Annotated in this window: 12 protein-coding genes; 6 read left to right on the top strand and 6 right to left on the bottom strand. The window is 64.7% G+C overall.

What is annotated here, in order from left to right; genetic code table 11:
* Positions 1 to 110 precede the first annotated feature (110 nt).
* Positions 111 to 1,652, bottom strand: coding sequence for a glycerol-3-phosphate dehydrogenase (locus tag ACO06X_RS02800; protein ID WP_421838485.1), 1,542 nt, complete (start codon positions 1,650 to 1,652; stop codon positions 111 to 113).
* Positions 1,653 to 1,884: 232 nt separating this feature from the next.
* Here ACO06X_RS02800 and ACO06X_RS02795 point away from each other — a divergent pair, with 232 nt between their 5' ends.
* Positions 1,885 to 3,189 (top strand): alpha/beta hydrolase family protein, encoded by a 1,305-nt coding sequence (locus ACO06X_RS02795; RefSeq protein WP_421838484.1) that lies wholly within the window; start codon positions 1,885 to 1,887, stop codon positions 3,187 to 3,189.
* Between the two features lie 209 nt (positions 3,190 to 3,398).
* On the opposite strand, the gene ACO06X_RS02790 is transcribed toward ACO06X_RS02795, so the two are convergent.
* On the bottom strand, positions 3,399 to 4,328 hold the full coding sequence (locus ACO06X_RS02790; RefSeq protein WP_421839842.1) for a LysR family transcriptional regulator: 930 nt from the start codon (positions 4,326 to 4,328) through the stop codon (positions 3,399 to 3,401).
* 176 nt (positions 4,329 to 4,504) lie between these two features.
* Here ACO06X_RS02790 and ACO06X_RS02785 point away from each other — a divergent pair, with 176 nt between their 5' ends.
* The 5 genes from ACO06X_RS02785 to ACO06X_RS02765 all read left to right on the top strand — a co-directional run bounded on the left by ACO06X_RS02785 (position 4,505) and on the right by ACO06X_RS02765 (position 9,484).
* Positions 4,505 to 5,461 (top strand): LysR family transcriptional regulator, encoded by a 957-nt coding sequence (locus ACO06X_RS02785; RefSeq protein WP_421838483.1) that lies wholly within the window; start codon positions 4,505 to 4,507, stop codon positions 5,459 to 5,461.
* Between the two features lie 132 nt (positions 5,462 to 5,593).
* Positions 5,594 to 6,730: a TauD/TfdA family dioxygenase gene (locus ACO06X_RS02780; protein WP_421838482.1), complete on the top strand. Its 1,137-nt coding sequence runs from the start codon at positions 5,594 to 5,596 to the stop codon at positions 6,728 to 6,730.
* A complete protein-coding gene (locus ACO06X_RS02775) occupies positions 6,727 to 7,446 on the top strand; it encodes a class II aldolase/adducin family protein (protein ID WP_421838481.1) in 720 nt (239 codons plus the stop codon). The genes ACO06X_RS02780 and ACO06X_RS02775 overlap by 4 nt, the downstream gene beginning before the upstream one ends.
* A gap of 4 nt (positions 7,447 to 7,450) precedes the next feature.
* Complete coding sequence (locus ACO06X_RS02770) at positions 7,451 to 8,524, top strand: alcohol dehydrogenase family protein (protein ID WP_421838480.1); 1,074 nt, start codon at positions 7,451 to 7,453, stop codon at positions 8,522 to 8,524.
* Between the two features lie 6 nt (positions 8,525 to 8,530).
* Complete coding sequence (locus ACO06X_RS02765; protein ID WP_421838479.1) at positions 8,531 to 9,484, top strand: NAD(P)-dependent oxidoreductase; 954 nt, start codon at positions 8,531 to 8,533, stop codon at positions 9,482 to 9,484.
* Positions 9,485 to 9,539: 55 nt separating this feature from the next.
* Here the strand turns inward: ACO06X_RS02765 and ACO06X_RS02760 are convergent, their stop codons facing one another.
* The 4 genes from ACO06X_RS02760 to ACO06X_RS02745 are packed head-to-tail and all read right to left on the bottom strand — an operon-like array spanning position 9,540 to position 15,085.
* A complete protein-coding gene (locus tag ACO06X_RS02760) occupies positions 9,540 to 11,159 on the bottom strand; it encodes a GMC family oxidoreductase (RefSeq protein ID WP_421838478.1) in 1,620 nt (539 codons plus the stop codon).
* Complete coding sequence (locus tag ACO06X_RS02755) at positions 11,156 to 12,343, bottom strand: mandelate racemase/muconate lactonizing enzyme family protein (protein ID WP_421838477.1); 1,188 nt, start codon at positions 12,341 to 12,343, stop codon at positions 11,156 to 11,158. The genes ACO06X_RS02760 and ACO06X_RS02755 overlap by 4 nt, the downstream gene beginning before the upstream one ends.
* Positions 12,340 to 13,782, bottom strand: coding sequence for an aldehyde dehydrogenase family protein (locus ACO06X_RS02750; protein ID WP_421838476.1), 1,443 nt, complete (start codon positions 13,780 to 13,782; stop codon positions 12,340 to 12,342). Before ACO06X_RS02750 ends, ACO06X_RS02755 begins: the two co-directional genes overlap by 4 nt.
* Positions 13,775 to 15,085, bottom strand: a complete 1,311-nt coding sequence (locus tag ACO06X_RS02745) for a spinster family MFS transporter (protein ID WP_421838475.1) — start codon at positions 15,083 to 15,085, stop codon at positions 13,775 to 13,777. The genes ACO06X_RS02750 and ACO06X_RS02745 overlap by 8 nt, the downstream gene beginning before the upstream one ends.
* Between the last annotated feature and the right edge of the window lies 1 nt (position 15,086).

Genomic DNA, 15,086 nt, shown 5'->3' with positions numbered 1-15,086 from the left:
AGGTGCGTCTAAACCCCCGCGCGGACTATCCCGCAGCGCCAAAGCGCCGTTTTGCGGGGCTTACCGCTTATCAACCATGGCAAGCCGCACGCCTGCGCGGTTCCTGTTGGTTAAGCGTTTGGCGCGCTCGTTCTGGGATTTTGCCCCGCAAGATAAGCCTCGACTGCATCCGCCGTGCCTGGCGGCACATGGAGGCCCAGCTTGCTGCGGCGATAGAGCACGTCTTCGGCGGTGCAGGCCCATTCCTGCACAGCGAGATAATCGACTTCAGCCTGGGTCAGGCCGCCGCCGAAATCGGCGCCGAGCGATTCCATGGTCTGCGCAGTGCCCAGGATGGCCCGCGCGCGCGTGCCATAAGCGCGGGCGAGCCGGGTGAGCAGCGCGCGCGGCAGGCCGGGATGCGCGGATGCCAGCTGCGCGGCGAAGGCTTCGAAGTCATCGCCGGGAATATCACCGCCGGGCAAGTCGACACCGGCGGTCCAGTCCCCTGTGGCGCCCGGATAGAAGGGCACCAGCTTTTCCAGCGCATGCTCGGCGAGCTTGCGATAGGTGGTGATCTTGCCGCCGAACACGCTGAGCAGCGGCGCTTTGCCGTCGCCGCCATCGAGATCGAGCACATAGTCGCGCGTCACTGCCGAGGCATTCGCCGCGTGATCGTCATAGAGCGGGCGGATGCCGGCATAGCTCCACACCACATCCTTCGGGTGGATCTCGCGCGAGAAATAGCGGCGCACCGTCTCGCACAGGTAGTCGGTTTCCTCGGGCGAGATCTGCGCCTTGCCGGGAAGCTGCTCCCACGGCTCGTCGGTGGTGCCGACCAGCGTGAAATCGTGCTCGTATGGGATCGCGAAAACGACGCGGCGGTCCGGGTTCTGGAGCAGGAAGGCGTGATCGCCTTCGTAGAGCTTGGGCACGATGATGTGGCTGCCCTTGATCAGGCGCACGCCGCGATCCTGGCTGGCGCTGGCCGCGCGCTGGAGCACATCCTCGACCCACGGGCCCGCCGCGTTGACAAGGCCGCGCGCCAGCACCGTGCGGGTTCCGCTACCGCTGGCGATCTCTGCCTTCCACAGCGCGCCCTCGCGCATCGCGGAAACCAGCTTGGTGCGCGTCTCGATCCGCGCGCCGCGCTCCGCCGCATCGCGCGCGTTGAGCACAACGAGGCGGCTGTCCTCGACCCAGCAATCGGAATAGACGAACGCCGTTTTCGCGCCCGGCTTCAGGCCATTGCCCAGCACCGATCGTGCAAGGTTCACCGTACGCGTTGCCGGCAGCTTCTTGCGGCCGCCGAGATGGTCGTAAAGGAACAGCCCCAGCCGCACGAGCCAGGCGGGGCGGGGGGAGTTCATCTGCGGCAGCACGAAAGCGAGCGGCCAGATAATGTGCGGGGCCATGCCCAGCAGCCGCTCGCGCTCGATCAGGGCTTCGCGCACAAGGCGGAACTCGTAGTATTCGAGATAGCGCAGCCCCCCGTGGATCAGCTTGGTGCTGGCCGATGAGGTGTGGCTGGCAAGGTCTTCCTGCTCGACCAGCAGCACCGAAAGCCCGCGCCCGGCGGCATCGCGGGCAATCCCCGCGCCATTGATCCCCCCGCCGACGATCAGCAGGTCATAGGTTTCCGGATCCGGCACGTGGTTGCTCCTGCCTGCCATTGCGGCACTGATGTGGTGGCGTCCGCTCCTTAGCCACGCGCGCGTGGTCGGACAAATGCAGCTAGCGCAACCGGGGATGCGAATACAAGATGGCGTAACTGCAGGTAAATGCGGTAACAGGGGCTATGCGAGAGGCAAGGCCATACCCGGCGATTGACCGGGAGAACCCATCGATTCACGCCGGATGCGGGCCTTGCGATGCCTGCCGCCCGGCATTTCGGACGATTCGCGCTTGAGGCCGCTCTCCGTTTTCGCGGCGATGCTTACCGCCTCGTCCGTCGCTGCGGCACCCGCGCAAGCGGCGCCCCCACCCAGCATTCCCGAAGTCGGCGCGCCCGCACTTGCGGCGCTCGGCCCCAACGGCGTTGGCGTGATCGAGAAGACCGTGGTCGACAAGGACGCGGTCGATCCGCTCGGCAGCCTTGCCAAAGGCGCGCTGGTGCGCGCCGATCGGACGATGCCGCTGGTGATCTGGTATCCCGCCTGCGTTGGCCCCAAGGACCGGCGCGCGACCTACCGGGCGAGCCTCGTCTCGGAGCCGCCCAAGCCGCCGGCCTATTTCACGGTCCCCGCGCTTGCGGTGACCGATGCGAGGCCTGCAGGGCAGGGCTATCCGATCGTGCTGCTCTCGCATGGCTACAACAACGATCCGGTGATGCTCTCGTGGCTGGGTGAGAACCTCGCGACCAAGGGTTATGTCGTCGTCGCGATCCGGCACCATGATCCGGCGATCACGGACACGGCGAAAACGCCCGCTACGCTGATCCGCCGCCCGCTCGATATCACTTACGTGCTGCGCCGCATCCGCAATGGACTGCTTGGGAACCTCGGCGATACCAACCGCATCGCGCTTGCGGGCTATTCGTTCGGCGGCTATGGCGCGCTGACCGTGGCCGGGGCAGCGCTTGATGCTGGAAGCCCTGCGGTCAAACGGCTGCCCTCCGTGCTGGTCGAGCGCTATACCGGAAACGGCGCGGAAGCGGCCGCACTGCATGACCCAGCAATCAAGGCGGTTGTCGCCATCGCGCCCGCAGGCGGCGCGCCTTGGGCGGCCTGGGGCGCAACCGGTCTGTCTGGCATCAAGGCACCGCTGCTCATCGTGGCCGGCACGGCGGACCGCACTGTGGGCTATGATCCCGGCCCCGCCGCGATCTTCCGCGATGCCAAGGGTTCGGACCGCTGGCTGCTCGCGCTGAAGGGCGCTGGACACGCCATCGGCACCAATCCCGCGCCGGCGGAAATGCGCGGCACCGTTTGGGATTTCGATTGGTTCGAGGACCGCATGTGGCGCAAGCCGCGTGTCAACAGCATCGCGCTCCACTTCATCACCGCCTTCCTCGATCTGCAGCTCAAGGGTGAGGCGGCCAAGGCCGAGTATCTCGCCGTGCCGTCAGAGGAATCTGATGGCGCGAAGTGGACGAGCGATGACAAGCGCTACGATGCGGTGAGCGAAGGCGGCGCGAACCCGACGTGGAAGGGCTTCGTCAAGGACCACCAGGACGGGCTGTTGCTGAAGCATTTGCCGCCGTCACCTTAAGCCTGTCACATGAGCTTCGTCGGCATGGCATTGCCGCACGATCCGAAGCGCTATGCCAAGCCGCTCTGGATCCCCGCCTTCGCGGGGATGACGAAGGATAGCTGGACAAGACGAGATACAAACCTCGTCATCCCCGCGAAGGCGGGGATCCAGGGCAGCAAGGCGCGACGGCTCTGGATCGCTGTCAACGCTTCGACGAAGGTTAGCCCTCAGCCGCGCATTTCCGGCACCATCTCGGTCGGGGCAGGAGCATCTCGGCCCATGCTGTTCGAGAAGTGCCGGATGATCCACTCGCGCAGGAGGTAGATCGCCGGATCGCCGAGGTCTTCGGCGTGGGTCTTGAGATAGTAGCCAAAGCCATCCGCTGAAACGCGGTCGTATGGCATGACCAGCTGCCCGCTTGCGATTTCCTGCGCGAACATGTCGATATCCGCGAGCACGACGCCCGAAGCCCCGATGGCATAGCGCACCGCTGAAAACGCGGTATCAAACGCGAGCCCGTCGCCCGCTTCGATCGCGAGGCGCTGCTGCGCCGCATAGCTCGACCACAGCAGACCGCGCGGTTCGCCTTCCAGCTTCACATGCAGCAATTCGTTGTCGTGGAGGAACTGCTCGAGGCTCTTGCCCTTGTGGGTGACGGCCGTTTCGGGCGAGCACAACGGGGCAACGCGAACCATCCACAAGAGGTCAGCCACGCTGTCATCGACATTGGGCCGGTCGAACACCACCGCCATGTCCACGTTGTCGCGCGGGGCGCCGGTGACGTTCGAGGTCACCACGTCGATGCGGATCTCGGGGTGTTCCTTGTGGAACTGGGCCAGCAGCGGCAGTGCGTTCTGGTAGAGCAGGGAAGGCGGAATGTGCAGCCGGATCGGCCGGCTTTCGAGATCCTTGTTGCGGATCGTGTTGATCGTCTGCTCCATCCGGTCGAGGCACTTGCTCACGACCGGAAGCAGGATCGAGCCCGCCGGAGTCAGCTTGAGCCCGGTCGGGCCGCGCTCGAACAGCGGGCGGCCGATCAGGTCCTCCAGGCTGCTGACATGTCGGCTCATCGCGCTCTGCGACACGGTGAGCGCCTGCGCGCCTGCGGTGAAGCTCATGTGCCGTCCCACCGCCTCGAACGCGCGGAGTGCGTTCAGCGGCAGCCAGCGGCGGTTGATGAGGCGATCAGGCGCGATCTCGGCTACTCCCTTGCGACATTGGCATTTTGCTCCGCGCATTGATCTACGTCAATCCGCGTTGCTTGCACGAACGTTCTTGCCGCAGGATAACAGTTTATAATATGAGGGTTCACGCAATTTTATTGTGAGGTCCGATGCTGCTCCCCGCCGAGTTCGATTTCCACGCGCTGGAAGTCTTCGTCCTCACCGTCGAACTGGGCGGGATGACCGCGAGCGCCCAGCAGCTGCGCATCACCCAGTCCGCCGTCTCGCAGACCATCGCACGGCTGGAGCAGGGCATCGGTGCAACTCTGTTTGATCGCGCCCTGCGCCCGCTTGGCCTCACGCCCGCAGGCCGCGCGCTATATGAACGTGCAACGCACTTGCTCGCCACAGCGCGCACGATGGTCGATGAGGTGCGCGAAGGCGCCAACCAGCCGATCGACAAGGTGACCGTGGCGATGGCGGAATCGCTGGCGATCCTGCTCACCGGGCCGCTGCTCAATCGGCTGGGGCCCCGCGTCGCGCGCTGGCGGGTGCGCTCGGGCATCTCGCTCAACCAGCAGCAGGATTTCCTCGCTCGGCGCGTTGATCTCCTGATCACCGGCAGCAGCGTGCTCGAAAAGCAGGAAGGCGTCGTCCACCACGATGTGCTCGATGATCCCTTCGTGCTCGTGTTTCCGCCGGGCTTTCGCGGCGTGGCCGATCCGATTGCTGCCGCAGAGGGCCTGCCGTTCGTGCGCTATTCGCTCGATACCGGCATGGGGCAGCGGATCGAAAGCCAGCTGACCCGCATGCGGCTGCGCCTGCCCAACGTGATCGAGGTCGATATCGTGCCGCAGCAGCTGAACGCGGTCGCGCTTGGCATCGGCTGGAGCATCACCTCGCTGCTGTGCCTTGCCGCGATGCCCGCGCTGATCCCGGAGCTGCGCGTCGAGCCGCTGCCGCGCGCGCGCTTCGCCCGCCGCATCCAGGTTGTCAGCCGCGCGGGCGAATTGGGCGATCTCGCCATGGAGACCGCCAAGCTCGCCGGGGAGACGATCCGCAAGGAAAGCCTGCCCCCCGTCCTCGCGCAGCTTCCGTGGGCGGAAGACCTCCTCGGCAGCAACTGATGCGAGTGCATTACCGTCATTGATCCGATATATGATTGTTGATGATGCACTGCTTGGCCGGTCCATTCCGGGCTAATGTCGCGGTGCAAGAGAGCGGCAGACAGGCCGCCACACTTCCCAGCGGGGGCATACATGACCACCACCACCTCGTCCGCAGCACCGGTCACGCTCACCGAAACCGGGCTCGAAGTCATGCTCCCCGGCGGCAAGTCGGCCTATTTCAACAACTACTGGTTGCGCGACAACTGCCCCACCTCGTTCGACAGCCAGACGCGCGAGCGTGTGTTCGATATCTTCCATCTGGATGCCGCGCCGCGCCCGCGCCGAGCGGAAGTGGTGGGCGATGCGCTTGAAATCGCATGGGACGGCGAAAACCACACGAGCCGCTATCCGCTGAGCTGGCTCGCCAGCTATGCCGAGGGCAAGCGCCGCCACGATCCGTCCGATCTGCCGCGCCGGGCGTGGTATGCCGACCACTATCCAAACGTCGCCCGTTTCCCGCAAGCTGAGCTGATGGCCGACAAGGCCAAGGTCGCCGGATGGCTGAAAGCGCTGATCGTCGAAGGCGTCGCGCTGGTGACGGACATGCCCGACAGCGACGAGGGCCTTACCGATCTCGTCAAGCTGATGGGCCACGTGCGCCCGACGTTCTTCGGCGAATACTTTGATGTGATGACCCATATCGAACCGACCAACCTTGCCTACACCGCCAAGGCGCTCGAACTTCACACTGATACCCCGGCCGAGGACATGGCTCCCGGAGTCCAGTTCCTCCATTGCCGCGCCAACAGCGTGGAGGGCGGGGCCAACCTGTTCCTTGACGGCGTGGCGGTCGCAAATGACTTCCGTGAACTCTATCCGGAAGAGTTCAAGCTCCTCGCCGAAACCGAAGTGCCCTTTTACTGCGAGCACGACACCTATGACGTCCGCTCGCGCCAGCGGGTGATCGAGCTTGACGCGCACGGCGAGGTTTCGGGCGTCACCATCAGCCAGCACATGGCCGATGTGTTCGATCTGCCGCAGGATGTGCTTGATCGCTACTACCCGGCGTTCTGCCGCTTCGGCCGGATGCTGCAATCGGATAAGTACCTTATGCGCTTCCGCATCAATGCGGGCGAATGCATCGTGTTCGACAACCACCGCATCGTGCATGGGCGCGAAGCCTATTCCGCCACCAGCGGCGCGCGCTATCTGCGCGGGACTTATGCTGATCGCGGCGAGATGCGCAGCACCTACCGCGCGCTCACGAGCGAAGGCCGCTTCAAGTGACCGAGGCCGAAGTCGCGGCGCTGCGCGAAGATCTTGCGGCTGCCTTTCGCATCACTGCGCTGATGGGTTGGTCGGAATCCGTTGGCAATCACTTCAGCGCGGCGGTCTCGGCGGATGGCAAACAGTTCCTCTTGAACCGCAAGTGGCAGCATTTCGCCAGCATCAAGCCGGATGACCTGATGCTGCTCGATGCCGACGATCCGGACGTGATGAACCGCCCCGACGCGCCCGATGCTTCGGCCTGGACGATCCACGGCACCGTGCACCGCCAGTGCCCCGCCGCGCGCGTGATCATCCACTGCCACCCGCCGCACGCGACGGCGCTGGCCACGCTGGCCGATCCGCGCATGCTGCCGCTCGACAACAACACGGCGCGTTTCTTCAATCGCCTTGCGATCGATCAGGGTTTTGGCGGGATTGCCGACGAGGCCGAAGAAGGCGAACGCCTTGCTGCGGCGCTGGGCAATCACAAGACGCTGCTGATGGGCAATCACGGGATCACCTGCACCGGCGCAACGGTGGCCGAAGCCTTCGAAGACCTCTACTTCTTCGAAAAGGCCGCGCAGACCTTGCTGCTCGCCTATGCCAGCGGGCAGCCGCTGAATGTGCTGTCGGACGAAGTGGCGGAGAAAACCGCGCGCGGGTGGGACGATTATCGCGGCATGTCCTATGCGCACTTTGATTGGCTTAAATCCCAGCTCCCGGCGATCGGCTGACCCGATGGAGCCGGTCCCCGCCACCATGTCCGCCGTCCTGCTTACCGGCAACGGCGGCTTTGAATGCCTGTCCTACCGCACCGATGTATCCGTGCCGCAGCCTGGCCGGGGCGAAGTGCTGATCCGTGTCGGCGCGGCCGGGGTCAACAACACCGATATCAACACCCGCACCGCGTGGTATTCGAAGGCTGTTACGGTCGCCACCGAAGCAGGTGGCGACGACGGCTTTGCCGAGGCGAAAACCGAAGATTCGGGCTGGACCGGGGCAGTTCCGCAGTTTCCGCGCATTCAGGGCGCGGATGCTGCTGGCCGGATCGTGGCCGTAGGGGAGGGGATCGATCCCGCCCGCATCGGCACACGCGTACTGGTCGAGCCGGTGTTCCGCGGTGCGAGCCGTTTCGAAGCCACCTATTTCGGCTCCGAAGTGGATGGCGGCTTTGCGCAATTTGCCCGCGTTCCCGCTCCGCATGCGCACCCCATCGAAACTGCGCTGACCGATGTCGAACTCGCCTCGTTCCCTTGTGCCTATTCGGCGGCGGAAAACATGCTGACCCGCACTGCGCTGGCCGCGGGCGAACGCGTGCTGATTACAGGGGCGTCGGGCGGGGTCGGCTCGGCGGCGGTGCAGCTGGCCAAGCGCCGGGGGGCCGAAATCACTGCGCTGGCCAGCACCGACAAGGCTGACGGCGTGCGCGCACTGGGTGCGACCCAAGTCGAACCACGTGGGTGCCGGTTCGAGTGCGAAACGTTCGATGTGGTGATCGATGTTGCCGGCGGCGAGGGCTTTCCCGCCCTGCTCGATGCACTCAAGCGCGGCGGCCGCTACGGCGTGGCGGGCGCGATCTCCGGCCCGATTGCCGAGCTTGATCTGCGCACGCTCTACCTCAAGGACCTGACGCTTTACGGCTGCACGATCCTCGATCCGGAGGTGTTTCCCAATCTCGTAGGCTATATCGAGCGCGGCGAGATCAGGCCGGTGGTTGCGGCCACATATCCGCTTTCCGAAATCGTCGCGGCGCAGCGCGCCTTTCTTGAAAAGAAGCACGTCGGCAAGATCGTGCTGATACCCGGAGTGTAATTCCTCATGAAGATCGGTTTCATCGGCCTCGGCAATGTCGGCGGCAAGCTCGCAGGCAGCCTGATCCGCAACGGCCATGACGTCACCGTGCGCGATCTCAATCCCGAGCTCGTCGCCGAATATGTCGCGCGCGGTGCCAAGGAAGCGGTGAGCCCTGCCGCGCTGGGCGAGGCGGTGGATGTGATCATCACCTGCCTGCCTTCACCTGCTGCCAGCGCTGCCGTGGCCGAAGGCGAAGACGGCTTTCTTGCCGTGATGCGCCCGGGGCAGGTGTGGATGGAAATGAGCACCACCGATTATGCCGAAGTTCTGCGCCTTGGCCCGCTGGTCGAAGCGCGCGGCGGGCTGTTCATGGAATGCCCCGTCTCGGGCGGCTGCCACCGCGCCGATACCGGCAATATCTCGATCTTCGCCGCCGGCCCGCGCGAAGGCTTTGAGCGCGTGCTGCCCGTGCTCACGACGCTTGGTCGCCGCGTGCTGCACACCGGCGATTGGGGCACCGCATCGCAGCTCAAGGTCATGACCAACTTCCTCTGCACAGCGCACCTTGTCGCGCTCGCCGAGGCGCTGACGGTGTGCAAGGCGGTCGGGCTCGACATGAACACGACGTACGAGGCGATCCGCATTTCCTCGGGCAACAGCTTCGTCCACGAGACGGAATCGCAGGTTATCCTCAACGGCAGCCGCGATATCAACTTCACGATGGACCTCGTCTCAAAGGACGTCGGCCTGTTCGACAAGATCGCGCAGGAAACCGGCGTGCCGGTGGAAATGTCCCCGCTGATCGTGCGGCTGTTCAAGGAAGGCGAAGCCGCCTTTGGCCCGCGCGAGTTTTCGCCCAACATCATCCGCCGCTATGAAGAACCGGTCGGCATCAAGGTGCTGGGCACGGGCTTTCCCGATCAGATGGTCGATGATGAGCCGGAGGAGCAGGGCTACGAAGTGGTTCCGCGCCGCTGATGAAAAATAGGGACAGTCCCCATTTTTGGCGGACTGTCCCTGTTCTCGCGCACCCCTAGTTTCGCGCATCCTCCAGCACCATTGCCGCGCCCTTTTCCGCCACCATCACCGTCGGCGCATTGGTGTTGCCGCTGGTGATGTTGGGGAAGATCGAGGCATCGATCACGCGCAAACCTTCCGTCCCGTGCACCCGCAGCCGTGCATCGACCACCGAAGTCAACGTGTCTGGCCCCATCGCGCAGGTGCCGGTGGGGTGATAGACCGTGTCCGCCCGCGCGCGGAAATCGGCGAGCTGGTCTTCCTCGGTTTGCACTGCCGGGCCGGGGATCAGTTCCTCGGTGATCATGTCGGCCAGCGGGCGGCTTGCGGCGATCTGGCGCAGCAGGCGGTTGCCCGCCAGCACTTCTGCGATGTCGGTTTCGGTCGAGAGGTAGTTGGGCTGGATCACCGGATAGGCCAGCGGATCGGCTGAGCGCAGCGCCAGGTGGCCCCGGCTCGTCGGACGGCAGGGATTGAACGAAAGCAGGAACGCCGAGAACGGATCGGGATTGAGCAGCTTGCGCGCGGCGAGCGGCGTCTTGGTATAGCTCACCGGGCTGAAATAGAGCTGCAAATCGACCTTCGGCGCATCCGGCGCGCTGCGCACAAAACCGCCGCTCTGGTTCACGCTCAGCGAAAGCGGCCCGCGCCGGTCGAATGCGAAGCGCAGCGCCGCCTGGGCCTTGCCGAGCAGCGGGTGGAGCTCGTCATTCAGCGTGGCGGTGCGTACCTTGTAGAAATAGGAGACCGCCAGATGGTCTTGCAAATTGCGCCCCACGGCGGGCAAATCGCACTGCACGCCAATGCCATGCTGCGCCAGCGCCGCGCCATCACCGATGCCGGACAGCATCAGCAATTGCGGCGAATTGATCGCGCCGCCCGAGAGGATGACCTCGCGCCGCGCCCGCACCTGATGCAGCTTGCCGCCGCGCCGGTACTCGATGCCAACAGCCCGCGAGCCTTCAATCAGCACCCGCGTTGCCTGCGATTTTGTGCGCAGCATGAGGTTCTTGCGCTTCAGCGCCGGGTGCAGGAAGGCATTGGCAGTCGAGGCACGCCAGCCGCCGCGCGTATTGATCTGGTAGAACCCGACGCCTTCGGGATTGCTCCCGTTGAAATCGCTCGTCACCGGAAAACCGAGGCCCTCTGCCGTCTCGATAAAACTATGGCAGACGGGATGAACGTGCGGGGTGATTTCCGTTACGTGCTGCAGCCCGCCGCGTCCGTGGTGCGCGCTGTAGCGGTCGAAATCCTCGGACTTGGTGAAGAACGGCAGCACGTCGTCCCACCCCCAGCCGGAATTGCCCGCCGCGCGCCAGTCATCGAAATCGCGCGGCTGCCCGCGCACATAAACCATCGCGTTGATCGAGCCCGAGCCGCCGATCACCTTGCCGCGCGGCCAGTAGCTGCTGCGCCCGCCAAGCCCCGGCACTGCTTCGGTATCGTACATCCAGTTGATGCGCTTGTCGAAAAAGGTGCGGCCATAGCCGATCGGCATCTGGATCCAGATCGAAAGATCGCTGCCGCCTGCCTCCAGCAGCAGAACGGTGGACTGGCCGTCCTCGGTCAGCCGATTGGCCAGCACGCACCCGGCGGTGCCTGCGCCCACCACGATATAATCGAAGGTTTCGGTCATCTTACTGGATGCTGCGTCATTTCCAGGTGCAGTATATCCCCGGTATAGGGATGCGCGCGCGCCACGTCCTCGTTCAGTTCCACGCCCAGGCCCGGCGCTGTCGGCGGGATCACGTGGCCCTCTTCGAAGCGGATCGGAGTCTTGAGGATTTCCGAATGGAAACCGCCCCATTCCTCGATGCTTTCGAGGATCAGGAAGTTGGGTGTCGCGGTTGCAAGTTGGATGTTTGCTGCGCCCACCACTGGCCCGCAATAGAGGTGCGGGGCAATCTGCACGTGGCGCACTTCGGCCATGCCGGCGATCTTCTTCGCCTCTAGCAGCCCGCCCACGCGCCCAAGGTTCATCTGCAGGATCGCCGCACTGCCAGCATCGAGCAGGCGCGCGAAGTCGTATTTGGTCGCCAGCCGCTCACCGGTCGCGATGGGAATGGAAGTCGCGCGCGCGACTTTGGCCATTTCCTCGGGCGCATCGGGCGGGATTGGTTCTTCGAGCCACAGCGGATCTGCCGCTTCAAGTCGCTTCGCCAGCCGGATTGCGCCTGCCGCTGTCATCTGACCGTGCGTGCCGAACAGCAGATCTGCCTTGCTGCCGACCGCCTCGCGCAGCGTGTTTGCAAAGCGCTCGCTGAGGTCGAGCGCCTCCAGCGACAACTGCCGACCGTCGAACGCCGAATAGGGCCCCGCCGGATCGAACTTCAGTGCGGTAAAGCCCATGGCGAGATATTCCGCCGAACGCTCCGCTGCGAGATCGGGATCGTGGTAGACGTCGGTCTGATCGCCGGGGCGCGGGTAGATATATGTGTAGGCCCGCAGCCGCTCATGCACTTGCCCGCCGAGCAGCTTGTAAACCGGCTGCCCCGCCGCCTTGCCCACGATATCCCAGCAGGCCATTTCCAGCGCGCTCAGCACGCCCATCAGCGAAAGATCACTGTGCTGGGTAAACCCGCTTGAATAGACGCGCCGCCACAGGTTTTCGATATCGTGCGGTTCGCGCCCCGCCGCATAGCGCGCGAAGACGTCCTCGATCATCTTCGCCACAAGATGCGGCGAAAACGGCACGCAATAAGCCTCCCCGATCCCGCTGATCCCGCAGGCCGTGGTCAGTTTCACGAACACGAAGTAGCGCCCGCCGAAATGCGGCGGCGGGTTTCCGACGACGAATGTCTCGATATCGGCGAGCTTCATGCGGCCTCGAAGCCGTTGATCACCTTGATTTCGAGGTAATCGTGGAGGCCGAATTCGCCCCATTCACGCCCGTTGCCCGATTGCTTGTAGCCGCCGAAGGGCGAGCAATAGTCCTGACCCGCGCCGTTCACATAAACGCTGCCGGCGCGGATCTTGCGGGCCACGCGCCGGGCGCGCTCAACGTCGCCGCTCTGCACATAGCCAGCAAGGCCATAGGGCGTATCGTTGGCGATGCGGATGGCCTCCGCCTCATCATCGAACGGGATCATGGCGAGCACCGGACCGAAGATCTCCTCGCGCGCGATGGTCATCTCGTTATTCACATCGGCGAAGATTGTCGGCTTCACATAGTAGCCACGGTCGAACCCATCAGCGCGGCCCGGGCCGCCTGTCACCAGTGTCGCGCCTTCGGCGATCCCGGCCTCGATCAGGCGCTGGATCTTGTCGTAGTGTACTTTGCTGACGACCGGGCCGAGATGCGGACCCTTCTCCATCGGATCGCCAAGCTTGACGCTTTCGGCCACCTTCTTTGCGATGGCGACGGCCTCTTCATAGACCGAAGCTTCGACCAGCATGCGGGTCGGCGCGTTGCAGGATTGGCCCGAGTTATTGAAGCAGTGGCGCACCCCGCGTGCAATGGCTGCTTCCAGCCCCGCATCGGCAAACACCACGTTGGCCGATTTGCCACCCAGTTCCTGGCTGACGCGCTTGACCGTCTCGGCCGCCGATTTGGCCACCTGGATACCCGCACGGGTGGAGCCGGTGAAGGAGACCATGTCCGCTTCCGGATGGCTTGTCAGCGCATCGCCGATGCCGGGGCCGGTGCCGTGGACCATGTTGAACACACCCGCCGGGAACCCTGCCTCGTGGATGAATTCGGCGAAGAGCTGCGCGGAAAGCGGTGCGATCTCGCTCGGCTTCAGCACCATCGTGCAGCCCGCAACCAGCGCCGGGCCGATCTTGGCGGCAAGCTGGTTGATCGGCCAGTTCCACGGCGTGATCAGCGCGCAGACGCCGACGGCTTCATGCACCTGCCGACCGCGCCCGCCGAGCGGCCGCTCCCACACCATCTCGCGCGCAGCCTTCACGGTTTCCTTGAGGTGGCCTGGCCCGCATTCGGCCTGCGCATTGAAGGACAGATCGTAGGGCGCGCCCATTTCGGTGCTGATCGCGGTGACCATCTCGTCATAGCGCGCTTCGAACACGGCGATCAGCTTTTCGACCAGCGCCAGCCGCGCGTCGAGGCTGAGCGACGAATAGCCGTCGAACGCGCTGCGCGCTGCCGCCATCGCGCGGTCCACATCGTCCGGCCCGCACAGCGCTACCCGCGCGCAGGGCTCTTCAGTCGCGGGGTTGATCGCCTCGAAAACAGCTGTCGAGGTGGCGGGAAGGGCCCATGCGCCGTTGATGTACGAGGGGAGGGGGTTCAGTTCAGACATATCCGATGGCTCGCTTCTGGTCTTCGACGATCGTTTTGGCCGCCATGAAGTAATGGAACGCGGCCCAGAAGCCCGTGGGGGCAAGGATCAGCAGCGCCGAGCGCAGTGATGCCGCATCGGGGCCAGCAGGGCCGGCAAAATAGTCGCTCAGCAAGCCAACGCCCTGCGGCGCGACGATCAGGTTGAACACGTTCGCGATCAGCAGGGCAATCGCGCTGAACATCGCGCGCATCTTCGGCGGCGCCAGATTCTGGCCGAGCGCGAAGGCGGGGCCGATGTAGAAGTAGATGCCCGGAATGAACAGCCACAGCGAAACGGTCGCGAGCGCAAGGTTGTGCGTGTAGATCGCGAGGATCGAGGGCACCGTTGCCACCGCCGTCACCGCGCCCAGCAGATAGACGATCTTGCGCGGATCGGTGTAGGACGGGCGCGCCAGCATCCACGCAGTCAGCAGCGGCGCACCGATGCCCATCACGAGGTGGATCGGCCCGACGATGGCGCCGGCTGCGCCCACGTCGAGGCCGTAAGTCCGCTGCAGAAACGTCGGGATGAACCACATCAGGCCCCAGCCCCACAGCGCGGAAAGCCCGCTGCCCATCATAACGTGAACCGCCGAGCGCTGCTGCAGACAGAAGCGCATTGTTTCCATCAGGGTCGGGTTGTCGTCGCTCTGCACCACGTCGAGGCAGCCGCGCTTGGGCTCGCGGATCGTCGCCATGATGAGCAGCGCAAGCAGCACGCCAGGAATGCCGAGCACGAGGAACGCCGCACGCCAGCCATAGGCATGGGCCACGGCACCCGCCATGTCCGCACCGATCCACGCGCCAATGGGCGCGCCGAGGCAGAAGATCGTCAGCGCCATCGGACGACGGGCGGCGGGGAAATAGTCGCAAATGATCGAGTTGCACGAAGGCGTGCCGCCGGCCTCGCCGATGCCCACACCCATGCGCGCCAGCAGAAGCTGGACATAGCCGCGCGAAAGTCCGCACAGCGTGGTCATCACCGACCACAAGGTGATCGAGATCGCGAGCAGGTTGCGCCGGTTGTAGCGGTCGGCGATCCAGGAAAGCGGAATGCCCATGCTGACATAGAACAGCGCCAGCGAAACACCGGTGAGGAAGGCCACGCCGCCATCGCTGAGGTGCAGGTCGAGCCGGATCTGCTCGAGCACGGTCGACATCACGTAGCGGTCCGCGATGTTGATCGTATAGGCCAGCATCATCACGAACAGCACGTACCAGCGCAGGGCTACCGAGGCATTTTCCTCGCCTGCGGGGGCTGATGTTGCGCCTATTGCTGCCATT

Source organism: Novosphingobium sp. (assembly GCF_965229225.1).
In the GTDB taxonomy this organism is placed as follows: Bacteria; Pseudomonadota; Alphaproteobacteria; order Sphingomonadales; family Sphingomonadaceae; genus Novosphingobium.
Note: the sequence above shows the minus strand (reverse complement) of the source record. Positions and strands in the feature narration are given on the sequence as shown.